Consider the following 26,953-nt stretch of genomic DNA (forward strand, 5'->3'; position numbering starts at 1 on the left):
GGGTGTTGATCTGGCTCGTGGTCAGCGAATTGATCTGGCCGCTGCTGAGTGCGCGCAACTGGTCGCTGGTGAAAGCGTCGAGCTGGTCGGACGACAGGTTGCGCAGGGCACCCGTCGTCAGCGACTTGACGTCGGCGGTCTCGATGGCCGCCAACTGGGCGGTCGACAAGGTGCCGGCTTGGGTGGAGTTCAGCGAGGCGATCTGGCCCGAGGTCAGGGCGACCATGTCACCCGTGGTCAGGCCCTTGATCTGGGCGGTGCCCAGCGAGGCGACTTGCGCCGTGGTCAACGAGCCGACGGCATCGCTGGCCAGGGAGCCGACCTGGTCGGAAGACAGGCCATTGAGGGCTGCCGTCGTGACGGCGCGCAGGTCGGCCGTTTCCAGCTTGCCCAGCTGGCTGGTGGTCAGTGCACCGAACTGGCTGGAGTTCAGCGCCGCGAACTGGGCGGTGCCCAGCGCGTTGAGGTTGTCGGTCGCGAGATTGGCGAGCTGGGTGTTGGTCAGYGCCTGGACYTGSGCSGASGACAGGTTGGCGAACTGGCCRCTGSTSAGGCTGTTSAGGTCGGCCGTGCCCAGGGTGTTGATCTGGCTCGTGGTCAGCGAATTGATCTGGCCGCTGCTGAGTGCRCGCAACTGGTCGCTGGTGAAAGCGTCGAGCTGGTCGGACGACAGGTTGCGCAGGGCCCCCGTCGTCAGCGACTTGACGTCGGCGGTCTCGATCGCAGCGATTTGCGCGGTGGACAGGCTGCCCGCCTGCGTGGAGTTCAGTGCAGCGACCTGACCCGAGGTCAGGGCGACCATGTCACCCGTGGTCAGGCCCTTGATCTGGGCGGTGCCCAGCGAGGCGACTTGGGCCGTGGTCAGCGAGCCGACGGCGTCGCTGGCCAAGGCACCGACCTGGTCGGACGACAGGTTGTTGAGTGCAGCGGTGGTGACGGCGCGCAGGTCGGCCGTTTCGAGCTTGCCGAGCTGGCTGGTGGTCAGTGCACCGAACTGGCTGGAGCTCATCGCCGCGAACTGGGCGGTGCCCAGCGCGTTGAGGTTGTCGGTCGCGAGGTTGCTGAGCTGGGTGTTGGTCAGTGCCTGGACTTGGGCCGAGGACAGGTTGGCGAACTGGCTGCTGGAGAGGCTGTTCAGGTCGGCCGTGCCCAGCGTGTTGACCTGGGCCGTCGTCAGCGAGTTGACCTGGCCGCTGCTCAAGGCGCGCAGCTGGTCGCTGGTGAAGGCGTCGAGCTGATCGGAAGACAGGTTGCGCAGGGCGCCGGTGGTCAGCGACTTGACATCGGCGGTCTCGATGGCCGCCAACTGGGCGGTCGACAAGGTGCCGGCTTGGGTGGAGTTCAGCGAGGCGATCTGGCCCGAGGTCAGGGCGACCATATCGCCGGTGGTCAGGCCCTTGACCTGGGCGGTGCCCAGCGAGGCGACTTGCGCGGTTGTCAGCGAGCCCACGGCATCACTGGCCAGGGCGCCGACCTGGTCGGAAGACAGGCCGTTGAGGGCCGCGGTGGTGACGGCGCGCAGATCGGCCGTCTCGAGCTTGCCCAACTGGCCAGTGGTCAGCGCGCCGAACTGGCTGGACGACAGGGCCGCGAACTGGGCTGTGCCCAGCGCGTTCAAGTTGTCGGTGGCGAGGTTGCCGAGCTGCGTGTTGGTCAGCGCCTGGGCTTGGGCCGTGGACAGGTTGGCGAACTGGCTGCTGGTCAGGCTGTTCAGGTCAGCCGTGCCCAGCGTATTGATCTGGCTGGTTGTCAGCGAGTTGATCTGGCCGCTGCTCAGCGAACGCAATTGGTCGCTGGTGAAGGCATCGAGCTGGTCGGAGGACAGATTGCGCAGGGCGCCGGTCGTCAGCGACTTGACGTCGGCGGTCTCGATGGCGGCGAGCTGGGCGGTGGACAGGGTGCCGGCCTGGGTCGAGGTCAGCGAAGCCATCTGGGCCGAGGTCATGGCGACCATGTCACCCGTGGTCAGGCCCTTGATCTGGGCGGTGCCCAGCGAGGCGACTTGTGCCGTGGTCAACGAGCCAACGGCGTCGCTGGCGAGGGCGCCGACCTGGTCGGAGGACAGACCATTGAGGGCTGCCGTCGTGACGGCGCGCAGGTCGGCCGTTTCCAGCTTGCCCAGCTGGCCGGTGGTCAGCGCACCGAATTGGCTGGACGACAGGGCCGCGAATTGGGCGGTGCCCAGGGCGTTGAGGTTGTCCGTCGCCAGATTGGCAAGCTGGGTGTTGGTCAGCGCCTGGACCTGGCCCGAGGACAGATTGGAGAACTGGCTGCTGGTCAGGCTGTTCAGGTCGGCCGTGCCCAGGGTGTTGATCTGGCCGGTTGTCAGCGAATTGACCTGACCGCTGCTCAGCGCGCGCAGCTGATCGCTGGTGAAGGCATCGAGCTGGTCGGACGACAGATTGCGCAGGGCGCCGGTCGTCAGCGACTTGATGTCAGCCGTCTCGATGGCGGCAATCTGGGCCGTGGAAAGGCTGCCGGCCTGGGTCGAGGTCAGCGAGGCGACCTGGGCCGAGGTCAGGGCGACCATGTCGCCCGTGGTCAGGCCCTTGATCTGGGCGGTACCCAGCGAGCCAACCTGTGCGGTGGTCAGCGAGCCCACGGCGTCGCTGGCCAGGGCGCCGACCTGGTCGGATGACAGACCGTTGAGGGCGGCGGTCGTGACCGCACGCAGGTCAGCGGTCTCAAGCTTGGCCAGCTGACTGGTCGTCAGCCCGCCGAACTGGGTCGACGACAGCACGGCGAAATGGCCCGTGCCCAGCGCGTTCAGGTTGTCGGTGGCCAGGTTGCCGAGCTGGGTGGCGGTCAGGGCCTGGGCCTGGGCTGTGGAGAGGTTGGCGAACTGGCTGCTGCTCAGGCTGTTCAGGTCAGCCGTGCCGAGCGTATTGACTTGACTCGTCGTCAGCGAATTGACCTGGCCACTGGAAAGGGCGCGGAGCTGGTCGCTGGTGAAGGCGTCCAGCTGGGTGGACGACAGGTTGCGCAGCGCGGCGGTGGTGATCGACTTGATGTCGGCCGTCTCGATGGCGGCGATCTGGGCCGTGGAGAGGTTGCCCAGCTGGGCGGACGTCAGCGCGCCGATCTGGGCGGAGGTCAGCGCCACCATGTCGGCGCTGCTCAGGCCCTGGATCTGGGCCGTCGACAGGACGGCGATCTGCGAGGTGCTCAGGGCCTGGACCTGGTCGGTCTTCAGGGCCTGGATCTGGTCAGAGCTGAAGCCGGCAAGGGCGCTGGTCGCGATGGCCCGCAGGTCTTCGGTCTGGAAGGCCCGGATCTGGTCGCTCTTCAGGACCGCCAGGCTGCTGGAAAGGATGACCGAGGCCTGCGCGGTGGTGAACGCGATCAGCTGGTCGGTGCTGAGGGCGGCGTAGTCTTCCGTCGACCACCCCCGGATCGTGTCCGTGCTCAGAGTCGAGATGACAGATGGCGAAATGCCGGGGATGACGGTTGACATGTTTTCTCACCTGTACTGATGGCCGCCTTGCCTTGCGGCGTGGCGGCGTTGGACCATCGCTGGCCCACCCCCGAAACTGGAGGCGTTGTTCTGAGCGGAGCCTGTGCCCCGGCGCGTCGAGCAGCCAAGACGTGCCAGAGATACAAAAAAATTGAAACCCGAACCCAACCCAATGCGGCCGCAGGCGGGATGCGATCCCGCCTGGAGCGCCGCGATGAGGTGGGCTCGTGTTGTCATGCTAGGGACGAGTCCTCGGAACCAATCGGCAAAAAGACCGGGTTTCTCGACCCAAGGTCGACCGTTCGGCAGCTGCGCCGAATGGGTTTGAACGAATTCACGGACTTCACACCCAGTTGCCGCCGTTGTTGCGCCGGTGCTCGTCGTCCTCGGCCAGCTTGCGGTCGATGGCCGCAAGGTGGGCGTCGGCCGACGGGTGCGGCACGGCCGCCTTGGCCAGGTCGACGTGCTCGGCACCGAGCAGCGGGGCGGTCGGCGGTGCCAGCACGTCGTGCAGGCTGACCGTCGCGTCCTTGCCGTCATCGGCCTTCTGCGGCTGCACGTCCTTGGCGAACCAGACGTCGGCCACGTCGTGCTTGCTGCCGTCGGTCGTCGTGTAGCTGGACACCAGGCCGATGAGGTTGCCGCTGTCTGACCCGGAGCCCTTGGTGGCGTTCAGGTCGAGCGAGGTGATGCCCAGCTGGTCCAGCGTCTTCAGCTCGCCGGCGTCGGTCTTGCCGTCGTGGTTGGCGTCGACCCAGACCTGCAGCTGCTTCCAGTTGGCGTCGTGGCTGTCGAGCTTGCCGTCATGGTTGCTGTCCTGTTCGGCCATGGCGGCGTAGCCATCCTTGGCATGCTTGCCGTTGGCCAGCACGGTGCCCATGCCGAAGAGTTCACCGCCGCTGTTGATGAGGCCGTCATGGTTGCGGTCCATCACCAGCAGGCCATCGCCGCCAGCCACCCAGCCCACCTTGTTGGCCTGGCCGGTGCCCACCAGGTCGAAGCTGACACCCTGGGCGGCGGCCAGCGTGTTGACGCCGTGGCCATCCAGGTCGAGCACGATGGGCGTGACGTTGAAGTAGGCGTTCATCTGCGCCGCGCTCATTTCGCCGAAGGTCGTGCCTTGCAGCGCGTCGAGCTGAGCCATGCTCATGGCGGTGATGTCGCGGGTTTCCAGGCCGCTGATCTGATCGGTCGTGAGGCTGTGGATCTGATCCGTGGTCAAGGCCGCCGCCTGCGCCGTGGTCAGCGCCGTGATCTGCGTCGCCTTCAGCGTGCTGAACTGGTCGCTGGTGATGGCTTGGATCTGCGCATTGCTCATCGCGGCGACGTGGGCCGTGGTCAGTGCGCGCAGGTCGTCGGTTTCCAGCGCCGCGATCTGCGAGTTCGTGAAGGCCTTGACCTGGGTGGAGGTCAGGGACGCGAACTGCGCCGTCGTGAAGGTGTTCAGGTCGTCGGTGGCCAGGTTGTTGATCTGGCTGGTCGTCAGCACCGACACGCGGGTGCCCAGGCCGGTCAGCTGATCGGTGGTCAGCGCACCCAGCTGGGTGTTGGTGATGGCCTGCAGCGATGCCGAAGTCAGCTTGGCCAGGTCGTCGGAGTCGATGGCCACGATCTGGTCGGTGGACAGCGAATTCACCTGGGCCGTGGTCAGCACCGAGATCTGCGCCGAGCCCATGGCCGTCAGGTCGGCTGCGGCCAGGCCCTGGATCTGTGCGGTGGACAGCGACAACACCTGGGCCGTGCTGAGCGCGGCGATGTGCTCGGTCTGCAGCGAGGCGATCTGATCCGAGTTCAGGCTCGACAGCGCCGCCGTCGTCACCGCACGCAGGTCGGCCGTCTGCAGATTCGGCAGCTGGTCGGTTGTCAGCGAACCGAACTGGGTCGCGTTCATCACCGCGTAGTGCTGTGTTCCCAGGGCGGTCAGGTCGTCCGTCGTCAGGTGCGACAGCTGGCCGGCCGTCAACGCCTGGACCTGACCCGTGCTCATGCGAGCGAACTGGTCGGTCGTGAACGCGTTCAGGTCGTCGCTGTTCATCGTCGACAACTGGGCCGTCGTCAGCGAGTTCACCTGCGCCGAGGTCAGCGATTGCAGCTGGTCGCTGGTCAGGCCATCCAGCTGGGTGCTGGTCAGGGCGCGCAGCGCGGTCGTGGTCAGGAAGCGGATGTCGCCGGTCTCGATGGCGGACAGCTGATCGGTGCTCAGCGCAAACGCCTGGGCGGAGTTCAGCACGGCCACCTGGGCGGTGCCCAGGGCCGTCATGTCGGCGGCCGTCAGGCCCTGGACCTGGGACGTCGTGAGCGAGCCGATCTGGGCGGTGCTGAGGCTGGAGACCTCGTCGGAGCTCAGTGTCAGGATCTGATCCGAAGACAGGCCACGCAGCGCTGCCGTGGTGACGGCGCGCAGGTCGGCCGTCTCCATCTTGGGCAGTTGGTCAGTGGTCAGCGAACCGAACTGACTGGAGTTCAGCGTCGCGAACTGGGCCGTCCCCATGGCGTTGAGGTTGTCGCTGGCCAAGCTGCTCAGCTGGGCCGTCGTCAGTACGGCGACCTGGGCGGTGGAGAGCTTGTTGAACTGGTCGGACGTGAGGCTGTTGAGGTCGTCCGTGTTCAACGTGCGGACCTGGTCGGTCGTCAGCGAGTTGATCTGAGCACTTGTCAGGGCGCGCAGTTGGTCGCTGGTCAGGCCGTCCAGCTGTGTGCTGCCGAGGGCCCGAAGAGCCGCCGTCGTCAGCGACTTCATGTCAGCCGCATCGATGGCCGAGAGTTGGTCGGTCGACAGGTTCTGGGCCTGCGCCGAGCTCAGCGCCGCGACCTGAGCGGTGGACAGGGCGGTCATATCGGCCGCGGTGAGGCCCTTGACCTGGGCGGTCGTGAAGGCCGCCACCTGGCCCGTGGACAGGCTGGACACCTCGTCGGAGGTCAGCGACTGCACCTGGTCGGAACTCAAGCCGCGCAGCGCGTTGGTCGTGACGGCGCGCAGATCGGCTGTTTCCAGCTTGGACAGCTGGTCGGTCGTCAGCGAGCCGAACTGGCTGGACGACAGCGTCGCGAACTGGGCCGAGCCCATCGCGTTGAGGCTGTCGGTGACCAGGTTGCTCAGCTGCGAGGTCGTCAGCGCCTGGATCTGCGAGGTCGACAGGCGGGCGATCTGGTCCGTCGTCAGCACGTTCAGGTCATCGGTGTTGAGGCCGATGATCTGCGGATTGGTGGTCAGCGCGTTGAGCTGGGTGCTGGTGAGGCCGCGCAGCTGATCGCTGGTCAAGCCATCGATCTGAGTGCTGGACAGGGCTCGCAACGCGGCCGTCGTCAACGACTTCATGTCGACGGCGTCGATGGCCGACAGCTGGTCGGTGGACAGCGACTGGGCCTGGGCCGAGCTCAGCACAGCAACCTGGGCCGTGGACAGGGCCGTCATGTCGGCGGCCGTCAATCCCTGGACCTGCGACGTCGTCAGCGAGCCGATCTGGGCGGTGCTGAGGCTGGAGACTTCATCGGAACTCAGCGTCAGGATCTGGTCCGAACTCAGGCCGCGCAGCGCGGCGGTCGTGACCGCACGCAGGTCGGCTGTCTCGAGCTTGGGCAACTGGTCGGAGGTCAGCGAACCGAACTGGGTGGATGACAGCGAGGCGAACTGGGCCGAACCCATCGCATTCAGGTTGTCTGTCGTCAGGTTGCTGAGCTGCGTGGTGGTCAGCACCTGGACCTGGGCGGTGGAGAGCTTGTTGAACTGGTCGGACGACAGGCTGTTGAGGTCGTCCGTGTTCAGCGTGCGGACCTGGTCGGTGGTCAGGGCATTGATCTGGCTGGAAGACAGGGCCCGCAACTGATCCGAGGTCAGGCCGTCGAGTTGGGTGCTGCTGAGGGCGCGCAGGGCGGCCGTTGTCAGCGACTTCATGTCAGCCGCGTCGATGGCGGACAGTTGATCCGTGTTCAGTGCGGCCGCCTGGGCCGAGCTCAGCACGGCCACCTGGGCGGTGCCCAGGGCCGTCATGTCAGCGGCCGTCAGGCCCTGGACCTGGGACGTCGTGAGCGAACCGATCTGGGCGGTGCTCAGGCTGGAGACCTCATCGGAGCTCAGCGTCAGGATCTGGTCCGAGCTCAGGCCGCGCAGTGCGGCGGTCGTGACGGCGCGCAGGTCGGCCGTCTCCAGCTTGGGCAACTGGTCGGACGTAAGCGAACCGAACTGGGTGGACGACAGCGTGGCGAACTGGGCCGAGCCCATCGCATTGAGGTTGTCCGTCGTCAGGTTGCTCAGCTGAGCGGTCGTCAGCACCTGCACCTGGGCGGTGGAGAGCTTGTTGAACTGGTCGGACGTGAGGCTGTTGAGGTCGTCCGTGTTCAGCGTGCGGACCTGGTCGGTGGTCAGCGAGTTGATCTGGCTGGAGCTCAGCGCGCGCAGTTGGTCGGAGGTCAGGCCGTCGAGCTGGGTGCTGGACAGCGAGCGCAGAGCCGCCGTCGTCAGCGACTTCATGTCGGCGGCTTCGATGGCGGACAGCTGGTCGGTCGACAGGTTCTGGGCCTGGGCCGAGCTCAACGCGGCCACCTGGGCCGTTCCCAGGGCCGTCATGTCGCCAGCCGTCAGGCCCTTGACCTGGGCCGTCGTCAACGTGGCGATCTGGGCCGTCGTCATCGAACCGACTTCGTCGGACGTCAGCGACTGGACCTGATCGGAGCTCAGGCCGCGCAGCGCATTGGTCGTGACGGCGCGCAGATCGGCCGTCTCCATCTTGGAGAGCTGATCGGTGCCCAGGGCGCCGAACTGGTTGGAAGACAGCGTGGCGAACTGGGCCGAGCCCATCGCGTTGAGGCTGTCGGTGACCAGGTTGCTCAGCTGGGTCGTCGTCAGCGCCTGGATCTGCGAGGTCGACAGGCGGGCGATCTGATCCGTCGTCAGCACGTTCAGGTCATCGGTGCTAAGGCTGACGATCTGCGGGCTGGTGGTCAGCGCATTGAGCTGGGCGCTGGTCAGCGCCCGCAGCTGATCGCTGGTCAGGCCATCGATCTGGGCGCTGGACAGCGCACGCAGGGAGGCCGTCGTCAGCGACTTCATGTCGGCCGCATCGATGGCCGAGAGCTGGTCCGTGTTCAGCGCAGCGGCCTGGGCCGAGTTCAGCGCCGCCACCTGGGCGGTGCCGAGCGCCGTCATGTCGGCGGCGGTGAGACCCTTGACCTGGGCGGTCGTGAAGGCCGTCACCTGGCCCGTGGACAGGCTGGACACCTCGTCGGAGGTCAGCGACTGGACCTGGTCGGAACTCAGGCCGCGCAGCGCATTGGTCGTGACGGCACGCAGGTCGGCCGTCTCGAGCTTGGACAGCTGGTCGGTCGTCAGCGAGCCGAACTGGCTGGAGGACAGTGTCGCGAACTGGGCCGAGCCCATCGCGTTGAGGCTGTCCGTGGCCAGGTTGGACAGCTGCGTCGTCGTCAGCGCCTGGATCTGCGAGGTCGACAGGCGGGAGATCTGATCCGTCGTCAGAACGTTGAGGTCGTCCGTGTTGAGGCTGACGATCTGCGGGCTGGTCGTCAGCGCGTTGAGCTGGGTGCTGGTCAGGCCACGCAGCTGGTCGCTGGTCAGGCCGTCGAGCTGGGTGCTGCTCAGGGCGCGCAGGGCGGCCGTCGTCAACGACTTCATGTCGGCCGCGTCGATGGCCGACAGCTGGTCGGTGGACAGCGACTGTGCCTGAGCCGAACTCAGCACGGCCACCTGGGCGGTGCCCAGGGCCGTCATGTCGGCAGCCGTCAGGCCTTGGATCTGGCTGGTGGTCAGCGAGCCGATCTGGGCGGTCGTGAGGCTGGACACCTCATCGGAGCTCAGCGTCAGCACCTGATCCGAGGAGAGGCCGCGCAGCGCGGCCGTCGTGACGGCGCGCAGGTCGGCGGTTTCCAGCTTGGGCAACTGGTCAGACGTCAGTGAACCGAATTGCGTGGAATTCAGCGATGCGAACTGGGCTGTGCCCAGGGCGTTGAGGTTGTCCGTCGTCAGGTTGCTGAGCTGAGTGGTCGTCAGCACCTGGATCTGGGCAGTGGAAAGCTTGTTGAACTGGTCGGACGACAGGCTGTTGAGATCGTCCGTGTTCAGCGTGCGGACCTGGTCGGTGGTCAGCGAGTTGATCTGGCTGGAGCTCAGCGCGCGCAACTGGTCCGAGGTCAGGCCGTCCAACTGGGTGCTGGACAGGGCGCGCAGGGCGGCCGTCGTCAGCGACTTCATGTCGGCCGCCTCGATGGCTGACAGCTGATCCGTGCTCAATGCGGCCGCTTGGCTAGAGCTCAGCACGCCAACCTGGGCCGTGGACAGGGCCGTCATGTCACCGGCCGTCAGGCCCTTGACTTGCGTGGCGGACAGCGAAGCAATCTGTCCCGTGGACAGGCCCGCCACCTCGTCGGAGGTCAGCGTCAGGATCTGGTCGGAGCTCAGGCCCGCCAGTGCCGCAGTCGTGACGGCGCGCAGATCGGCCGTCTCCATCTTGGGCAACTGGTCCGACGTCAGCGAACCCAGTTGCGACGAATTCAGCGTGGCGAACTGGGCCGAGCCCATCGCGTTGAGGTTGTCCGTCGTCAGGTTGCTCAGCTGAGCAGTCGTCAGCACCTGCACCTGGGCGGTGGAGAGCTTGTTGAACTGGTCGGACGTGAGGCTGTTGAGGTCGTCCGTGTTCAGCGTGCGGACCTGGTCGGTGGTCAGCGAGTTGATCTGGCTGGAGCTCAGCGCGCGCAGCTGGTCCGAGGTCAGGCCGTCGAGCTGGGTGCTGGACAGGGCACGCAGGGCGGCCGTCGTCAGCGACTTCATGTCGGCGGCTTCGATGGCGGAGAGCTGGTCGGTCGACAGGTTCTGGGCCTGGGCCGAGCTCAGAGCGGCCACCTGGGCGGTACCGAGCGCCGTCATGTCGCCGGCCGTCAGGCCCTTGACCTGGGCCGTCGTCAGTGCGGCCACCTGGGCAGTGGTCAACGAACTCACTTCGTCCGAGCTCAGCGACTGGACCTGATCGGAACTCAGGCCGCGCAGTGCAGCGGTCGTGACCGCGCGCAGGTCGGCCGTCTCCATCTTGGAGAGCTGGTCGGTCGTCAGCGAGCCGAACTGGCTGGAAGACAGCGTGGCGAACTGGGCCGAGCCCATCGCATTCAGGCTGTCGGTGACCAGGTTGCTCAGCTGCGTGGTCGTCAGCGCCTGGATCTGCGCGGTCGACAGTCGGGCAATCTGGTCCGTCGTCAGGACATTGAGGTCATCGGTGTTGAGGCCGACGATCTGCGGGCTGGTGGTCAGCGCGTTGAGCTGGGCGCTGGTGAGGGCGCGCAACTGGTCGCTGGTCAGGCCATCGATCTGGGTGCTCGACAGGGCGCGCAGGGCGGCCGTCGTCATCGACTTCATGTCGGCCGCATCGATGGCGGACAGCTGGTCGGTGTTCAGTGCCGCGGCTTGAACCGAACTCAGGGCGGCCACCTGGGCGCTGCTCAGCGCCGTCATGTCGCCGGCCGTCAGGCCCTTGACCTGGCTGGCCGACAGCGAGGCGATCTGGCCGGTCGACAGGCCGGCCACCTCGTCGGAGGTCAGCGTCAGGATCTGGTCGGAGGTCAGGCCGGCCAGGGCCGCGGTCGTGACGGCGCGCAGGTCGGCCGTCTCCAGCTTGGGCAACTGGTCGCTGGTCAGCGAACCGAACTGGGCCGAGCTCAGCGTCGCGAACTGCGATGAGCCCATCGCATTGAGGCTGTCGGTGGCCAGATGGCTGAGCTGGGTGGTCGTCAGCGACTGGACCTGGGCGGTGGACAGCTTGTTGAACTGGTCGGACGTGAAGCTGTTCAGGTCGTCGGTGTTCAACGTGCTGACCTGGGCAGTGGTCAGCGAGTTGATCTGGCTGGAGGAGAGGGCGCGCAGTTGGTCGGAGGTGAGGCCATCCAGCTGTGTGCTGGTCAGGGCGCGCAGGGCGGCCGTGGACAGGAAGCGGACGTCGCCGGTCTCGATGGCGGCCAACTGGTCGGTGTTCAGCGCCTGGGCCTGGGTCGAGCTCAGCACGCCGATCTGGGCGGTGCCCAGGGCGGTCATGTCGCCGGCCGTCAGGCCCTGCACTTGAGATGTGCTGAGTGAGCCGATCTGGGCGGTCGTGAGGCTGGACACCTCGTCGGAGCTCAGCGTCAGGATCTGGTCGGAAGAGAGGCCGCGCAACGCGGCGGTCGTGACCGAGCGCAGGTCGGCCGTCTCCATCTTGGGCAACTGGTCCGACGTCAGCGAACCGAACTGGCTGGAGTTCAGCGTCGCGAACTGGGCCGAACCCATCGCGTTGAGGTTGTCGGTGGCCAGGCTGCTCAACTGGGCCGTCGTCAGCACGGCGACCTGGGCGGTGGAAAGCTTGTTGAACTGGTCGGACGTGAGGCTGTTGAGGTCGTCCGTGTTCAGCGTGCGGACCTGGTCGGTCGTCAGCGCGTTGATCTGGCTGGAGGTTAGGGCGCGCAGCTGGTCGCTGGTGAGGCCGTCCAGCTGGGTGCTGGTCAGGCCACGCAGGGCGGCCGTGCTCAGCGATTTCATGTCAGCCGCCTCGATGGCGGACAACTGGTCGGTGTTCAGGGCCGACACCTGGGCCGAGCCCAGGGCGGCGATCTGGGCGGTGCCCAGGGCCGTCATGTCGCCGGCCGTCAGGCCTTGCACTTGGGCCGTGGTCAGCGCAGCGATCTGGCCCGTGGTCAGGACGCCCACCTCGTCGGAGGTCAGCGTCTGGATCTGGTCGGAGGAGAGGCCGCGCAGTGCCGCGGTCGTGACGGCGCGCAGGTCGGCCGTCTCCATCGTCGGCAGCTGGTCAGAGGTCAGCGAGCCGAACTGCGTGGAGTTCAGCGTCGCGAATTGGGCCGAGCCCATGGCGTTGAGGCTGTCCGTCGTCAGGTGGCTCAGCTGCGCCGTCGTCAGCGCGGCGACCTGGGCGGTGGAGAGCTTGTTGAACTGGTCGGACGCCAGGCTGTTGAGGTCGTCCGTGTTCAGCGTGCGGATCTGGTCGGTCGTCAGCGCGTTGATCTGGCCAGAGGTCAGGGCACGCAGTTGATCGCTGGTCAGGCCATCCAGCTGGGTGCTGGTCAGGCCACGCAAGGCGGCCGTGCTCAGCGACTTCATGTCGGCGGCCTCGATGGCCGACAGCTGGTCGGTGTTCAGGGCCGACACCTGGGCCGAGCCCAGGGCGGCGATCTGGGCGGTGCCCAGGGCCGTCATGTCGCCGGCCGTCAGGCCCTTGACCTGGGCCGTCGTCAAGGCGGCGATCTGGCCCGTCGTCAGGGCGCCCACCTCGTCGGAGGTCAGGGTCTGGATCTGGTCGGAGGAGAGGCCGCGCAGTGCCGCGGTCGTGACGGCGCGCAGGTCGGCCGTCTCCATCGTCGGCAGCTGGTCGGACGTCAGCGCGCTGAACTGGGCCGAGTTCAGCGCGGCGAACTGGGTCGAGCCCATCGCGTTGAGGCTGTCCGTCGTCAGGTGGCTCAACTGGGCCGTCGTCAGCACGGCGACCTGGGCGGTGGAGAGCTTGTTGAACTGGTCGGACGACAAGCTGTTCAGGTCGTCCGTGTTCAGCGTACGGACCTGGTCGGTGGTCAGGGCATTGATCTGGCCCGAGCTCAGGGCACGCAACTGGTCGCTGGTCAGGCCGTCCAGCTGGGTGCTGGTGAGCGCCCGCAGGGCGACCGTCGTCAGTGACTTCATGTCGGCCGCATCGATGGCGGACAACTGATCAGTGTTCAGCTGGGCGACCTGGGCCGAGCTCAGCACGGCCACCTGGGCAGTGTCCAGGGCCGTCATGTCACCAGCCGTCAGGCCTCGCACCTGGGCCGTGGTCAGCGCGGCGATCTGGCCGGTCGTCAAAGCGCCCACCTCGTCGGAGGTGAGGGTCTGGATCTGATCGGAACTCAGGCCGCGCAGCGCCACCGTCGTGATGGCGCGCAGATCGGCGCTCTCCATCTTGGGCAGTTGGTCGGAGGTCAGCGAACCGACCTGCAGGGAGGACAGAGCGGCGAACTGGGCCGAGCCCATCGCGTTCAGGCCATCCGTCGTCAGGTGGCTGAGCTGGCTGGTCGTCAGCGACTGCACCTGGGCCGTGCTGAACTTGTTGAACTGGTCCGACGTCAGGGTGTTGAGGTCGTCGGTGTTCAAGGTGCTGACCTGGGCGGTGGTCAGCGCGAGGATCTGGCTGGAAGACAGGGCGCGCAGCTGGTCGCTGGTGAGACCGTCCAGCTGGGTGCTGGTCAGGGCGCGCAGCGCGGCCGTGGACAGGAACTTGATGTCCGTCGCTTCCAGGGCCGACAGCTGGTCCGTGGAGAAACCCTTGGCCTGCGTCGAAGTCAGGGCGCCGACCTGGGCGGTGGTCAGCGCCACCATGTCGGCGGCATTGAAGCCCTGCAACTGCGCGGTGCTCAGCTGCAGGATCTGGCCGGTGCTCAGGGCCTGCAGCTGGTCGGTCGTCAGGACGCCGATCTGGTCGGAATTGAAGCCGCCGATGGAGGCGGTCGAAATGGCGCGCAGGTCCTCGGTCTGGAAAGCGCGCAGTTGGTCGCTGCTCAAGACAGAAAGGCCGCTGGAGGTGATCACAGCGGCCTGTACGGTGGTCAGCGCAATCAGCTGGTCGGTGCTGAAGGCGGCCCAGTCTTCGGTCGTGAAATCCCGGATCGACGTGGTCGTGAGGCCAGGGATCTTGGAGACCGGAATGAAGGGGACGATGCTTGCCATGGTTGTACCTGCTGTGCTGACGGCCACGCCCTCATGGAGGTGGCGGCTTGCAACCCGGGGCAGCCGGCCAATGCCGTGGCACGGCCGTATCCCTAGATTTCAAGTGCTTCGATCGGTTATCGGGCCGGCCCCGCTTGACTTGAGGAACAAAGTCTCAAATCGGCCGGAATCAACCCGAACCGAGGCCGCCGCCCACGGCCCGAACACCCGGACCGGGGGTGGTTTTCCCAGTAATTGCCATGCTAGTAAGGACTTAGCGAAGCCACACGCCGATAAGCGCGGGCTTTCGGTGGCAGTTCACGCACCGCCCGTCTGCCTTCACAAAGCTGTCTGGGTGGCGCTCAGTCCGTTACAAAAATGGGCCGTGACAAGCTGCCTGCAGGCTTGCGCATCGCGCGCAAGCAGCGCTTGGACGATGGCGCGGTGTTCCTCCAGCGACTCCGCCAGCCGTCCCTCCCGGAACAGCGAATGGTGGCGATTGAGCTTCATCAGCCGCCGCAAGTCACCGACGATCTGCAGCCGCCAGCGGTTGCCGTCGATCTCCAGCACACGCAGGTGGAAGCGTTCGTTGGCGGCGAAGAAGGCGTCCCGGTCGGGCAACGCCTCCTCCAGCGCGCGATGCAGTTCGCCGAGTTCGTTCAACTCGGCATCCGTCGCCCGGACACAGATTTCGGCGGCGGCGTCACTTTCTAGAAGGGAGAGCAGTTGGTAGGCTTCCCTGACGTCCCGCTCGCTCATCTCCGTCACATAGGCGCCGCGCCGAAGCTTCATCGTCACCAGGCCCTCGGAGGCCAGCACCTTCAGCGCCTCGCGCATGGGCGTGCGGCTGATACCCAGCTCGGCGCAGAGCTTGAGCTCGTCGATCCACGACCCCGGCTCCAGCTCCCGCGCCAGGATCTGCTGGCGAAGACGGTCGGCCACCTGCTCATACAGAGCCGAGGCGGCGAGGGGGGCGTGGTCGAGGGAACCGGGCATGGCGGCCGAGTGTAGCGATTCTGAATTCATAATTATGAATAATCAGTCGGCTAAGATGCCGGCCCAGTTACAGGAGAGTTTCGATGTCGGACGACAGCCGCGCCGGGGACGCCCCGGAGTTCAAGACTGCCACGCTGGAGCAATGGACCAAGGCCGCCGCCAAGTCCGCCCCGGGCGGTGACGTGGCGGCACTGAACTGGGTGACGCCCGAGGGGTTGATGGTCAAGCCGCTCTACACCGCGGCCGATGTGGCCGACCTGCCGCACGCTGACACGCTGCCCGGCTTCGAGCCCTTCCTGCGCGGCCCGCAGGCGACGATGTACGCCGCCCGGCCCTGGACGATCCGCCAGTACGCTGGCTTCTCCACCGCCGAGGAGAGCAATGCCTTTTATAGAAAGGCACTCGCCGCCGGCGGCCAGGGCGTGTCGGTGGCCTTTGACCTGGCGACCCACCGCGGCTACGACAGCGACCATCCCAGAGTGACCGGCGACGTCGGCAAGGCCGGCGTGGCCATCGACTCGGTGGAGGACATGAAGATCCTGTTCGACGGCATCCCGCTGGACAAGGTCTCCGTCTCCATGACGATGAACGGCGCCGTGCTGCCGGTGCTGGCGGGCTATGTGGTGGCGGCGGAAGAGCAGGGCGTGTCGCAGGACAAGCTGGCCGGGACCATCCAGAACGACATCCTCAAGGAGTTCATGGTCCGCAACACCTATATCTACCCGCCGGAGCCGTCGATGCGCATCGTCGGCGACATCATTGAGTACACGGCGCGGGAGATGCCCAAGTTCAACTCCATCTCCATCTCGGGCTATCACATGCAGGAGGCGGGCGCCAACCAGGCGCTGGAGCTGGCCTTCACGCTGGCCGACGGCCAGGAGTATGTGAAGACGGCCATGGCCAAGGGCCTGAGCGTCGACGACTTCGCGCCGCGCCTGAGCTTCTTCTGGGCCATCGGGATGAACTTCTATCTCGAGATCGCCAAGATGCGTGCGGCGCGGCTGCTGTGGACGCGCATCATGAAGAGCTTCGGCGCGACCGCGCCTAAGAGCCTGATGCTGCGCACCCACTGCCAGACCTCGGGATGGAGCCTGACCGCCCAGGACCCGTACAACAACGTGGTGCGCACCACCATCGAAGCCATGGCTGCCGTGTTCGGCGGCACGCAGAGCCTGCACACCAACTCGCTGGACGAGGCCATTGCCCTGCCCACCGAGTTCAGCAGCCGCATCGCGCGCAACACCCAGCTCATCATCCAGGAAGAGACCCACATCACCAGCGTCGTCGACCCCTGGGCCGGCAGCTACATGATGGAAAAGCTCACCCAGGACATGGCCGACAAGGCCTGGGAGATCATCGAAGAGGTCAATGCCCAGGGCGGCATGATCAAGTCGGTGGACTCGGGCTGGGCCAAGCTGAAGATCGAGGCGAGTGCAGCCGAGAAGCAGGCCCGCATCGATTCCGGCCAGGACGTCATCGTCGGCGTCAACAAGTACAAGCTGGCCAAGGAAGACCCCATCGACATCCTGGACGTGGACAACGTCAAGGTGCGCGACGGCCAGATCGAGCGCCTGAACCGCATCAAGGCCACGCGCGACACCGCCGCCGTGCAGGCCGCGCTGGCCGCGCTGACGCAGGCCGCGGAGACTGGCGAAGGCAACCTGCTGGACCTGTCCATCAAGGCCGTGCGCCTTCGCGCGACGGTGGGCGAGGTGTCCGACGCGCTGGAGGCCGTATTCGGCCGCCACCGTGCCGACACGCACAAGGTCAGCGGTGTCTACGCGGCCGCCTACGACTCGGCAGAGGGCTGGGCCAAGCTGCAGGAGGAGATCGCGGCCTTTGGTGACGAGCAAGGCCGCCGCCCGCGCGTGATGATCGCCAAGCTCGGCCAGGACGGCCACGACCGTGGCGCCAAGGTCGTGGCCACCGCCTTTGCCGACCTGGGCTTTGACGTCGACATCGGCCCGCTGTTCCAGACGCCCGAGGAATGCGCCCGCCAGGCCATAGAGAACGACGTGCACGCGGTGGGCATCTCGACGCTGGCGGCCGGGCACAAGACGCTGGTGCCGGCCATCATTGCCGAGCTGAAGAAGCAGGGCGCGGACGACATCATCGTGTTCGTGGGCGGCGTCATCCCGGCCCAGGACTACGACATGCTGTACGCGGCGGGCGTGAAGGGCATCTACGGTCCGGGCACGCCCATCCCGGCCAGCGCCAAGGACGTTCTGGAGCAGATCCGATTGCAGGCGGCGGCCTGATGGTGCCGACGCTGGCGCCCGTCGCCGACGCCGACTTCGAGGCCATGCTCAGCATCCGCATGGAAGCGCTGCGCGAGAGCCTGGAGCGGCTCGGTCGCTTCAACCCCGAGGTGGCGCGGGCGCGGCTGAAGAGCCAGTTCCGCCCTGAGTGGATGCAGCATCTTGTGGTGGATGGCGAGCGCGTCGGCTACTTCACCGTCGAGCCGCGCGAGGGCGAACTGCGCCTGCATCACCTCTACCTGCGGCCAGCAGCCCAAGGGCAGGGCGTGGGCGCGTGGGTGCTTGACCAGATCAAGTCGCAAGGCCTGCCCATCACGCTGGCCGCGCTGCGCGAGAGCCGCGCGAACGACTTCTATCGCCGCCACGGCTTCCGCGTCGTTGAAGAACAGGAGTTCGACACCGAATACCGCTGGGAGGCCGAGTGAGCCTTGCGGCACCCTTGCAAGCCGGCGACCGCCGTGCGCTGGCCAAGGCCATCACGCTGATCGAGTCCACCCGGGCCGATCACCGCGAACAGGCCGACGCGCTGCTGACGGCGCTGATGCCCGCCACCGGCGGCGCGCTGCGCCTGGGCATCTCCGGCGTTCCGGGCGTGGGCAAGAGCACCTTCATCGAAGCCTTCGGCATGTTCCTGCTGGAACGTGGCCACCGCGTGGCGGTGCTGACGGTGGACCCGTCGAGCACGCTGTCCGGCGGTGCCATCCTGGGCGACAAGACGCGCATGGAAAGGCTTTCCATGGACCAGCGCGCCTTCATCCGCCCCAGTCCCAGCAGTGGCACGCTGGGCGGCGTGGCCGAGAAGACGCGCGAGGCCATGCTGCTGTGCGAGGCGGCGGGCTATGACGTCGTCATCGTCGAGACGGTCGGCGTCGGCCAGAGCGAGACGGCCGTGGCCGGCATGACCGACCTATACCTGCTGCTGCAACTGCCCAACGCGGGCGACGATTTGCAGGCCATCAAGAAGGGCGTCATGGAACTGGCCGACTTGGTCGTCATCAACAAGGCCGACCTGGACGACGTGGCCGCCACGCGTGCCCAGGCCCAGATCACGTCCGCGTTGCGGCTGTTGCCCAGGCATGCGCACGCCAACCATCGCGTGATGAAGGTCAGCGCGCTGAAGGCCGATGGCATAGCGCCCGTGTGGGACGCGCTGACTGCACTGCGCACAGCGAGTGAAGGCAGCGGCGGCTGGGCGGCCAAGCGCCGCGAGCAGTCCCTGGCGTGGATGTGGGCGCGCATCCAGTCCGGCCTGAAGCAGGCCTTTGTCGCGCACCCCGGCGTGAAGAACCAACTCGAAGCGGCAACGGCAGCGGTGCGGGAAGGCCGCACGCCGGCATCCACCGCGGCACGCCAGTTGCTGGCGACCTTCAGGAGCAACCCATGATCACCGGCCTGCATCACATCAATCTGCGCGCACCCGCCGAGCTGCTCGCAGTGCTGCGCGATTTCTACCGCGACGTGCTCGGCCTCGAGCAAGGGCCGCGGCCGGACTTCGACAGCCCAGGCTACTGGCTCTATGCCAGCGGCCACCCGGTCGTCCACCTGTCCACGCAGCGGGCCAATGAAGCGGTGCGCGGCCCGGTGAACCCCGCCGCCCCGACGACCTACGACCACACGGCCTTCTTCGGCACTGACCCGGTGGGCACCGCGGCGCATCTGCGCGCGCTGGGCGTGAGCTTCCACGAGTCCCGCTCGCCCGTCACCGGCCAGCACCAGTTCTTCTTCCAAGACCCCGCCGGTAATGGCGTGGAGATCAATTTCCCGTTCGAGGGTTGAACCCATATGCAAGACATCCTGCAAGCACTCGAAGCCAAGCGCGCCCGTGCGCGGCTCGGCGGTGGCGAGAAGCGCATTGCCGCCCAGCACGCCAAGGGCAAGTTGACGGCGCGCGAACGGCTGGAGCTGCTGTTCGACGAAGGCAGCTTCGAGGAATGGGACATGTTCGTCGAGCACCGCTGCGTGGACTTCGGCATGCAGGACAACAAGATCCCCGGCGACGGCGTCGTGACCGGCTACGGCATGATCAACGGGCGCCTGGCCTTCGCCTTCAGCCAGGACTTCACGGTCTTCGGCGGCGCGCTCTCCGAAGCCCATGCCGAGAAGATCTGCAAGGTGATGGACCAGGCCATGAAGGTCGGTGCCCCGGTCATCGGCCTGAACGATTCGGGCGGCGCGCGCATCCAGGAAGGTGTCGCGTCCCTGGGCGGTTATGCCGACGTGTTCCAGCGCAATGTGATGGCCTCCGGCGTCGTGCCGCAGATCAGCATGATCATGGGCCCCTGCGCCGGCGGCGCGGTCTACTCGCCGGCGATGACCGACTTCATCTTCATGGTGCGGGACAGCAGCTACATGTTCGTCACCGGCCCCGAGGTCGTGAAGACCGTGACGCACGAGGAAGTGACCGCCGAGGAACTGGGCGGCGCCACCACGCACAACAGCCGCAGCGGCGTGGCTGACCTGTCGTTCGAGAACGATGTCGAGGCGCTGTTGATGCTGCGCCGCTTCTTCAACTACCTGCCGCTGTCCAACCGCGAGAAGGCGCCATGCCGCCCGAGCGGCGACCCGGCCAATCGGCTGGACATGTCGCTGGACACGCTGGTGCCCGAGAACCCGAACAAGCCCTACGACATCAAGGAACTGATCCTCAAGGTCGTCGACGACGGTGACTTCTTCGAGTTGCAGCCCGACTACGCGAAGAACATCGTTACGGGCTTTGCGCGCATGGAAGGCCAGACGGTGGGCATCGTCGCCAACCAGCCGCTGGTGCTGGCCGGCTGCCTGGACATCAAGAGCAGCATCAAGGCCGCGCGCTTCGTGCGCTTCTGCGACGCGTTCAACATCCCGGTCGTCACTTTCGTCGACGTGCCCGGCTTCATGCCTGGCACCTCACAGGAGTACGGCGGCATCATCAAGCATGGTGCCAAGCTGCTGTATGCGTACGCCGAGTGCACGGTGCCCAAGATCACCGTCATCACCCGCAAGGCCTACGGTGGCGCCTACGACGTGATGGCCTCCAAGCACCTGCGCGGCGACGTCAACTTCGCCTGGCCCAACGCCGAGATCGCCGTGATGGGCGCCAAGGGCGCGGTGGAGATCATCTTCCGCGAGGACAAGGGCGACCCTGCCAAGCTGGCGGCCCGCGAGGCCGAATACAAGGCCCGCTTCGCCAACCCCTTCATCGCCGGCAGCCGCGGCTTCATCGACGACGTCATCCAGCCGCACGAGACGCGCAAGCGAATCTGCCGCAGCCTGTCGATGCTGAAGGACAAGAAGCTGGAGAACCCGTGGCGCAAGCACGGGAACATCCCGCTGTGAAGCACGCTTGGTTCTTGGCGTTGGGGCTGCTGGCCTCCCATGCGCAGGCCGCGCAGCACAAGGACGCGGCCAGCGGCTGCGTGGTGTCCGCGCCGGCCTATCTGGCCAGCAACGACTATGCGTTCAGCTACCAGGGCGCCTGCCGCGACGGCCTCGCCGAAGGCCAGGGCAAGGCCATCTGGACACTGCGCAATTCGCCCCAGCACCGCGAGGAATGGGCAGGGCGTTTCAGTGCCGGTGTCTACCTGCCCGAGCCGTCGCAAGGCCTCAAGGCGCGCGCGCTGCGGGGCGACAACGTGCTGTTCGATCTCGGCCCCCTGCCCAAGCTGGAGGGCATGAGCCCGCGCCTGGCTGTGGAGGCCACCAGCGAGCTGACCAAATACCCCGACCCTTGCAAGCCCGACACCCTCTTCGTGCTGCAGGCCGATGGGCCTGCGCTTGTGTCTGACGACGTGGCCAAGCAGATGCTGCGCTCGGCGCTGGACAAGCTCAAGCTCCGCTGTGGCGATGACCGCCTGCGCGAGCGCAGCCGGCCTGGCGGTGAGCGCAGCCACGTCCGCGTGCGGTTGGTGCCGCAGGCCGATCTCGAGGCGGATCAGTACGGCAATCCCAAGGGCGTTGTCGTCGAGGCATCGCTGCCGCTGGAAGCCGGCAAGGATTTCACCCAGTACAGCAACAGCGTCGCCAGCCAGCAACGCCAACGCCAGGCGCGTGAAGAGCGTGACGCACAGAAGCAGGCCAATGCGCAGCGCCTGCAGGCCTTTGCCAAGCCATTGGGTGCCGGCATCTGGGTCGGCCTGAACGCGCTGGCGCAGAACCCCTTCCGCTACCAGGACCAGGTCGTGCTGACGGCCGTGAAGCTCAACGATGTGGTCGCGCCGACGCGTGCTCGCGTGGTCGGCATTGGGGGTGGCTACCAGAGCAATTTCGCCTTGGTCGAAGGCGAGAGCCTGGCCAAGTGGGAGCCTGGCGCGCGCGTACTGGCCGTTAAGGTGCTGGGCCGACTGCCCAACACCGATGCCGATCTGCCGGCCGGCTTGCATCTGCAACTGGTGGGGCAGTTGACCTGCTCACAGGGGGATTGTGGCGACCGTCTGTCCCTGCCCGGCCAGTTGCGTGATGGCGAGGCGCCTCAATGAGCAAGGCCAGCTGCGCCGCCGAAGCGCGCCAACTCACCGACATCCCCAACATCGGCAAGGCCATGGCCGCCGATCTCGTCCAACTGGGCCTGCCCACGCCTGCGCACGTGAAGGCCATGGACCCCTTCAAGACCTACGACCGCCTGCGCGACCCGATGGGCCAGCGCCATGACCCCTGCGTGCTGGATACCTTCATGGCCGCCCACGATTTCATGAACGGCGGGCCAGCCCAGCCGTGGTGGCACTTCACCGAGCAGCGCAAGAAGCTGCTCGCGAAAACGAAATAACGAGGCACCTCATGTTTACCAAGATCCTGATTGCCAACCGGGGTGAGATCGCCTGCCGGGTCATCGCCACGGCAAGGAAGATGGGCATCGCTACCGTCGCCGTCTATTCCGAAGCCGACAAGGACGCCCGCCACGTCGACCTGGCCGATGAAGCCGTGCTGCTTGGCCCCGCGCCGTCGCGCGAGAGCTACCTCGTTGCCGACAAGATCATTGCCGCGGCCAAAGACACGGGCGCCCAGGCCATCCACCCCGGCTACGGCTTCCTGTCCGAGAACGAAGAGTTCGCGCGTCGCGTCGAGGAAGAGGGCCTGGTCTTCATCGGCCCCAAGCACGGCTCCATCGCCGCGATGGGCGACAAGATCGCGTCCAAGAAGCTGGCGACCGCGGCCGGCGTCAATACCATCCCCGGCCACAACGAGCCCATCCTGTCGGCGGAAGAGGCCGTGGGCATCGCCGCCAGGATCGGCTACCCGGTCATGATCAAGGCCAGCGCCGGCGGCGGTGGCAAGGGCCTGCGCGTGGCCTTCAACGACAAGGAGGCCTTCGAGGGCTTCACCTCCTGCCGCAACGAGGCGCGCAACAGCTTTGGCGACGACCGCGTCTTTATTGAGAAGTTCGTCGAGGAGCCGCGCCACATCGAGATCCAGGTGCTGGGCGATTCACAGGGCCATGTCGTCTACCTGTGGGAGCGCGAATGCTCCATCCAGCGCCGCCACCAGAAAGTCATCGAGGAAGCGCCGTCGCCCTTTATCAGCGAGGCCACGCGCCGCGCGATGGGCGAGCAGGCGGTGCAACTGGCAAAGGCGGTGAACTACCAGAGCGCCGGCACGGTGGAGTTCGTCGTCGGCAAGGACCAGCGCTTCTACTTCCTGGAGATGAACACGCGGCTGCAGGTAGAGCACCCGGTCACCGAGTGCATCACCGGGCTGGACCTCGTCGAGCAGATGATTCGCGTCGCCGCCGGCGAGCCGCTGTCATTCACGCAGGAGCAGATCAAGCGCGAAGGTTGGGCCATCGAATGCCGCATCAATGCGGAAGACCCCTTCCGCAACTTCCTGCCCAGCACCGGCCGCCTGGTGCGCTACCAGCCGCCCGAGACGACGATGACGCAGGCCGAGCCGCAGCGCTTTGGTGTGCGCGTGGACACCGGCGTCTACGAGGGCGGCGAGATCCCGATGTTCTACGACTCGATGATCGCCAAGCTCATCGTGCACGGCCGCGACCGGGCCGAAGCCATCGCCAAGATGCGCGAGGCGCTGAACGGCTTCGTCATCCGCGGCGTGTCCAGCAACATCCCCTTCCAGGCGGCGCTGCTGGCCCACCCGGACTTCGCGACCGGCAACTTCAACACCGGCTTCATCGCCCAGCATTACGCCGGCGGCTTCAAGGCCGAGGATGTGCCGCATGACGACCCGCTCTTCCTTGTCGCGCTGGCCGGCTTCATCCGCCGCAAGGCACGTGAGCGCGAGGCCGGCATCAGCGGCCAGTTGCGCGGCCACGAGGTGCAGATCGAGCACGACTACGTTGCCGTCGTCAATCTCGGCGCTGGCCACAGCGAGCGCCATGCGCTGCACATCAGCGAATACGCGGGCGCGCTGGGCGAGGCACGCGTGCAGGTGGGCGGCAAGGACTACCGCATCGTTTCCAGCTCCCGCCTGAACGATGTGCGCATCACCGGCACCGTCAATGGCCTGGCCTTTACCGCCCAGGCTGAGCGCGGCACGGCGAAGAACCCGCTGGCCTATCGCATCCACCATGGCGGCCTGTTGATCGAGCTGACCGTGCTGAGCCCGCGCGCGGCCGAATTGCAGACGTTGATGCCCTACAAGGCACCGCCGGACACCTCCAAACTGCTGCTGTCGCCCATGCCCGGGCTGCTCGTGCACCTAGTTGCGCAGGTCGGCCAGACGGTTCAGGCCGGTGAGCGGCTGGCGGTCATCGAGGCGATGAAGATGGAGAACATCCTGACCGCCGCGCAGGACGTGACCGTCGCCGAGGTGTTGGCCAAGCCGGGCGAGAGCCTGTCGGTAGACCAGCCCATCCTGCGCTTTGCCTGAATCCGTCGCCATCGTCGGCGCCGGTGTCGCCGGCGCGGCCGCAGCGATTCGTCTGGCCGAGCGCGGCGTCGCTGTTGATCTGTACGAGGCCGTGCCCGAGCCCAAACCCATCGGTGCGGGCCTGCTGCTTCAGCCCACCGGCCAGCGCGTGCTCACGGCCATGGGGCTGCTGGACGAGGCGCTGGCGCTGGGTACGCGGGTAGACCGCTTGTTCGGCGACACGCCCTCGGGCCGCGCGGTGCTGGACATGAGCTACCGGCGCTTCCATCCTGAGGCCTATGGCCTGGGCATCCAGCGCGGCGCGTTGATGGGCATGCTGTGGAAGCGCGTGCGCGAGCTCGGCGTCCGCTGGCATTGCGGCGCGCTGGTTGAAGGCTTCGAGCAGGACGAGGCCGGCGTCACCTTGCGTTTGTCCGGCGGAGCCAAGGCTCGCCATGCCGCGCTGATCCTCGCCAACGGCAGCTTCTCCAGGCTGCGCGAAGGCATGAAGGTCAGCCAGCATGCGCGCGCCTTCCCCTGGGGCGCCGTCTGGACCGTGCTGCCGGCGCCGCCTGGTTTCCCTCAGATCGAGCTGCGCCAGCGCTTCCGGTCGGCGTCGCAGATGATCGGCCTGATGCCGGTCGGCAGGGCCGATCACGCCGATGGCGCACGAGGCATCAACCTGTTCTGGAGTCTGCCCGTCGCCGAACTTGAAGGTTGGCGCGAGCGCGTTGGGCTGGATCGCATCAAGCAGCAGATGGCCGAGCTCTTTCCCGACGTCTTGCCGCTGCTGGCCGGCCTCCGCGATGCCGGGCAGTTGCGTGAAGCCCGCTACGCCGATGTCCACATGGCGCGCTGGCATGACGGCCGCGTGCTGGCCATTGGTGACTGCGCCCATGGCATGAGCCCGCAGCTGGGGCAGGGCGCCAACATGGCGCTGATCGATGCGCACGAGCTGGCGAGCGAGGTCGGTGGCGACTGGCCCGGCGTGTTCGAGCGCTACGGCCGCCGCCGCCGCGCCCACCTGCGCTTCTACGGTCAGGCCAGCAAGGGCCTGACGCCGATGTTCCAGTCCCACGCCGTTGTCGCGCCCTGGTTGCGCGACCGCTTCTTCGGTTGGGGCGGGCGACTGCCCTATGTCCACCAGCAGTCCATCGCGGTGCTGGCCGGCTACAAGACCGGCTGGCTCTGGGGGCGGCTCAAGCTGGCCGGCTGCTGATGCGCTTCGGCCTGTTCGCCCATCTGCGTGTGCTGCGGGCCGCGCTGGCGCCGCTGCGCCAGCGCGGCTTCGGCAAGGCCCAGGCGCTGCTGTGGCAGTTGCCGGCGGCCGTGCTGCTGCGCGCCTGGCGCGCACTTGCCCAGCCCTGCAATGCGGCGCTGCTGAGCGGCACTGCCGGCGCGCGGCGCTGCGCCGAGTTCCAGCAGCGGCTGCCGCAAGACGGCCGGCCGCGGCTTTACGTCATCGTGATGCCGCAGACGCTGCATTTCCTGCAGCCCTGCCTGAGCCTGCTCGTGGACAGCGCACAGCTGGTGCTGCTGGCGAACGGCGCCCGGCGCTGGGAACGGCAATGGCTGGCGCGGCGCTTCCCGACGCTGCCCCTGCATGTGCTGCCGACGCTGCCGGCGTCCAGCGCACCGCATGGCGCGGTCGTCAGCCTGCTGCTGCGCACCGAGGGCGCCAGCTTTGGCATCCTCGACCATGACGCCTACGTCTTTGACGGCGGCCTGCTGCCGCGCTTGCTGCCCACGGGGCGGGACAGCATGGTCAGCTGCTTCGAGGCCCGCAGCGAGGAGACCGGCCTGGCCTATCCGCTGACGCATCTGCTCTTCCTCAACGCCCCGGTGCTGCGCGAGCTGATGGAGCGCTGGCAGGTCGACGCGCGCTTGTACCGTCGCGCACCGGCCTCGGTGGCCGAGCCTTTTGCACAACTGCATCTCGGGCCGCGCAGCTACCTGAAGCCCTACCAGGGCTTCTTCGACACCCTGCACGTGCTGCTGATCGTGGCCCAGGCCGAGGGCTGGACGCCGCGCTTCGTGCCCATGGCCAGCGAGGCGCCGGTCTGGCATGTCGGTGGCACCAGCATCGGCAGCCACCACACCAAACCGCTGTTCGCCCTCTACCTGCACCTGCGCTTCCTGGAACTGATGGGCGACGAGACGCTGAGCCGCCGCTACGCTTTCATGGCGGCACCGCTGACCCACTCCGATGAGGCGCTGCAGCGCTGTATGCCCGGCGATGCCGGCTGGCAAGGATTGCCCATCGCCTTGGCCCTTCTGGACAGGCTGCAGCAGCGCCTCCAGCCCCCCACAACCTGACGCGAGTCACGCCATGACCCAAGCCACGCCCCGTCCCTTCCAAGTCCTCGGCCTGCAGCAGATCGCAATCGGCGGCCTGGACAAGGACAAGCTGCGCCGCCTGTGGGTGGACCTGCTGGGCGTGCCGGTGACCGGCAATTTCAAGAGCGAGCGCGAGAACGTCGATGAGGACATCTGCACGCTGGGGCAGGGCGTGCATGCCGTCGAGGTGGACCTGATGCAGCCGCTGGACCCGGAGAAGAAACCGGCCGTGCATGCCACGCCGTTGAACCACATCGGCCTGTGGGTGGACGACCTGCCAGCGGCCGTGGCTGCCATGACGGCGCAGGGCGTTCGCTTTGCGCCCGGCGGCATCCGCAAGGGCGCGGCCGGTTACGACATCTGCTTCATCCACCCGAAGAGCAACGATGAGTTCCCCATCGGCGGAGAGGGCGTGCTGATCGAGCTGGTGCAAGCACCGCCCGAGGTGATTGCAGCACTGGGTTGAAA

General features: G+C 66.9%; 14 protein-coding genes. 11 read left to right on the forward strand and 3 right to left on the reverse strand.

Translation table 11 applies throughout. The annotated features are described in order from the left end of the window. The 3 genes from ACXJKM_RS23990 to ACXJKM_RS24000 form a co-directional block, all read right to left on the reverse strand. Positions 1–3,454, reverse strand: a 3,454-nt coding sequence (locus ACXJKM_RS23990) for a beta strand repeat-containing protein (RefSeq protein ID WP_457355745.1), incomplete at its 3' end; no start/stop codon positions are given. Positions 3,455–3,797: 343 nt separating this feature from the next. Next, positions 3,798–14,138: a hypothetical protein gene (locus ACXJKM_RS23995; RefSeq protein ID WP_457355747.1), complete on the reverse strand. Its 10,341-nt coding sequence runs from the start codon at positions 14,136–14,138 to the stop codon at positions 3,798–3,800. 318 nt (positions 14,139–14,456) lie between these two features. After that, entirely contained in the window at positions 14,457–15,113 is a 657-nt protein-coding gene (locus ACXJKM_RS24000) for a GntR family transcriptional regulator (protein WP_457325842.1), read from the reverse strand. An 83-nt stretch (positions 15,114–15,196) separates the two neighbouring features. Between ACXJKM_RS24000 and scpA the strand changes: the two genes are divergently transcribed. From scpA to ACXJKM_RS24055, 11 genes are read left to right on the forward strand one after another with little or no spacing between them, the layout of a single operon-like run. Next, complete coding sequence (scpA, locus tag ACXJKM_RS24005) at positions 15,197–17,371, forward strand: methylmalonyl-CoA mutase (RefSeq protein WP_457355749.1); 2,175 nt, start codon at positions 15,197–15,199, stop codon at positions 17,369–17,371. Continuing rightward, positions 17,371–17,796, forward strand: a complete 426-nt coding sequence (locus ACXJKM_RS24010; protein WP_457355751.1) for a GNAT family N-acetyltransferase — start codon at positions 17,371–17,373, stop codon at positions 17,794–17,796. The genes scpA and ACXJKM_RS24010 overlap by 1 nt, the downstream gene beginning before the upstream one ends. Continuing rightward, positions 17,793–18,755 (forward strand): methylmalonyl Co-A mutase-associated GTPase MeaB, encoded by a 963-nt coding sequence (gene meaB, locus ACXJKM_RS24015; protein ID WP_457355753.1) that lies wholly within the window; start codon positions 17,793–17,795, stop codon positions 18,753–18,755. Before ACXJKM_RS24010 ends, meaB begins: the two co-directional genes overlap by 4 nt. Continuing rightward, positions 18,752–19,147: a VOC family protein gene (locus ACXJKM_RS24020; protein WP_056196607.1), complete on the forward strand. Its 396-nt coding sequence runs from the start codon at positions 18,752–18,754 to the stop codon at positions 19,145–19,147. The genes meaB and ACXJKM_RS24020 overlap by 4 nt, the downstream gene beginning before the upstream one ends. 6 nt (positions 19,148–19,153) lie before the next feature. After that, a complete protein-coding gene (locus tag ACXJKM_RS24025; RefSeq protein WP_056196610.1) occupies positions 19,154–20,686 on the forward strand; it encodes an acyl-CoA carboxylase subunit beta in 1,533 nt (510 codons plus the stop codon). Further along, the gene (locus tag ACXJKM_RS24030; protein ID WP_457355755.1) at positions 20,683–21,825 is read left to right on the forward strand and encodes a hypothetical protein; all 1,143 of its coding nucleotides are present in this window, start codon (positions 20,683–20,685) and stop codon (positions 21,823–21,825) included. The genes ACXJKM_RS24025 and ACXJKM_RS24030 overlap by 4 nt, the downstream gene beginning before the upstream one ends. Further along, on the forward strand, positions 21,822–22,112 hold the full coding sequence (locus ACXJKM_RS24035) for a helix-hairpin-helix domain-containing protein (RefSeq protein WP_457355757.1): 291 nt from the start codon (positions 21,822–21,824) through the stop codon (positions 22,110–22,112). The genes ACXJKM_RS24030 and ACXJKM_RS24035 overlap by 4 nt, the downstream gene beginning before the upstream one ends. A gap of 11 nt (positions 22,113–22,123) precedes the next feature. Further along, positions 22,124–24,169 (forward strand): acetyl-CoA carboxylase biotin carboxylase subunit, encoded by a 2,046-nt coding sequence (locus ACXJKM_RS24040; RefSeq protein ID WP_457355758.1) that lies wholly within the window; start codon positions 22,124–22,126, stop codon positions 24,167–24,169. Beyond that, on the forward strand, positions 24,162–25,367 hold the full coding sequence (locus tag ACXJKM_RS24045; protein ID WP_056196622.1) for an FAD-dependent oxidoreductase: 1,206 nt from the start codon (positions 24,162–24,164) through the stop codon (positions 25,365–25,367). The genes ACXJKM_RS24040 and ACXJKM_RS24045 overlap by 8 nt, the downstream gene beginning before the upstream one ends. Next, positions 25,367–26,464: a hypothetical protein gene (locus ACXJKM_RS24050; RefSeq protein WP_457355760.1), complete on the forward strand. Its 1,098-nt coding sequence runs from the start codon at positions 25,367–25,369 to the stop codon at positions 26,462–26,464. The genes ACXJKM_RS24045 and ACXJKM_RS24050 overlap by 1 nt, the downstream gene beginning before the upstream one ends. Positions 26,465–26,477: 13 nt before the next feature. Continuing rightward, positions 26,478–26,951, forward strand: a complete 474-nt coding sequence (locus tag ACXJKM_RS24055; protein ID WP_056196628.1) for a VOC family protein — start codon at positions 26,478–26,480, stop codon at positions 26,949–26,951. Positions 26,952–26,953 lie beyond the last annotated feature (2 nt).

The organism is Roseateles sp. P5_D6 (assembly GCF_054049415.1).

Bases quoted from the DNA above. Each gene is read 5' to 3' on its own strand.
- ACXJKM_RS24040 (WP_457355758.1), top strand. From the start codon at position 22,124: ATGTTTACCAAGATCCTGATTGCCAACCGGGGTGAGATCGCCTGCCGG.
- ACXJKM_RS24035 (WP_457355757.1), top strand. From the start codon at position 21,822: ATGAGCAAGGCCAGCTGCGCCGCCGAAGCGCGCCAACTCACCGACATC.
- ACXJKM_RS24055 (WP_056196628.1), top strand. From the start codon at position 26,478: ATGACCCAAGCCACGCCCCGTCCCTTCCAAGTCCTCGGCCTGCAGCAG.
- scpA (WP_457355749.1), top strand. From the start codon at position 15,197: ATGTCGGACGACAGCCGCGCCGGGGACGCCCCGGAGTTCAAGACTGCC.
- ACXJKM_RS24000 (WP_457325842.1), bottom strand. From the start codon at position 15,113: ATGCCCGGTTCCCTCGACCACGCCCCCCTCGCCGCCTCGGCTCTGTAT.
- ACXJKM_RS23995 (WP_457355747.1), bottom strand. From the start codon at position 14,138: ATGGCAAGCATCGTCCCCTTCATTCCGGTCTCCAAGATCCCTGGCCTC.
- ACXJKM_RS24010 (WP_457355751.1), top strand. From the start codon at position 17,371: ATGGTGCCGACGCTGGCGCCCGTCGCCGACGCCGACTTCGAGGCCATG.
- ACXJKM_RS24020 (WP_056196607.1), top strand. From the start codon at position 18,752: ATGATCACCGGCCTGCATCACATCAATCTGCGCGCACCCGCCGAGCTG.
- ACXJKM_RS24050 (WP_457355760.1), top strand. From the start codon at position 25,367: ATGCGCTTCGGCCTGTTCGCCCATCTGCGTGTGCTGCGGGCCGCGCTG.
- ACXJKM_RS24025 (WP_056196610.1), top strand. From the start codon at position 19,154: ATGCAAGACATCCTGCAAGCACTCGAAGCCAAGCGCGCCCGTGCGCGG.